Origin of the sequence: Clostridium sardiniense (genome assembly GCF_019753795.1) — a bacterium.
Lineage (GTDB): Bacteria > Bacillota > Clostridia > Clostridiales > Clostridiaceae > Clostridium > Clostridium sardiniense.
Genome location: NZ_JAIKTU010000052.1, coordinates 1 through 596 on the forward strand (window position 1 = coordinate 1; position 596 = coordinate 596).

Annotated in this window: 1 rRNA gene; it reads right to left on the reverse strand. The window is 48.5% G+C overall.

Annotated elements, in window-relative coordinates:
- Positions 1-89: 89 nt before the first annotated feature.
- A 16S ribosomal RNA gene (locus K5V21_RS19105) occupies positions 90-596 on the reverse strand; the annotation flags it as partial.

Sequence of the window (596 nt, forward strand, 5' to 3'; positions counted from 1 at the left end):
CATTTAAAAACCTTCTTTTCGGTAAGAAATCCGAATTTCGAATTTTTTAATATACCAGTTAATCATCTTGTTAACTGAATTCTCCATAGAAAGGAGGTGATCCAGCCGCAGGTTCTCCTACGGCTACCTTGTTACGACTTCACCCCAATCGCTGACCCTACCTTAGGTCGCTGCCTCGCTTACGCGTTAGCTCACGAACTTTGGGTATTGCCAACTCTCATGGTGTGACGGGCGGTGTGTACAAGGCCCGGGAACGTATTCACCGCGACATGCTGATTCGCGATTACTAGTAACTCCAGCTTCATGTAGGCGAGTTTCAGCCTACAATCCGAACTGAGACAAGTTTTGAAGTTTAGCTCCACCTCACGGTATTGCATCTCTCTGTACTTGCCATTGTAGCACGTGTGTAGCCCTAGACATAAGGGGCATGATGATTTGACGTCATCCCCACCTTCCTCCCGGTTAACCCGGGCAGTCTCGCTAGAGTGCTCAACTTAATGGTAGCAACTAACAATAGGGGTTGCGCTCGTTGCGGGACTTAACCCAACATCTCACGACACGAGCTGACGACAACCATGCACCACCTGTCATTCTGT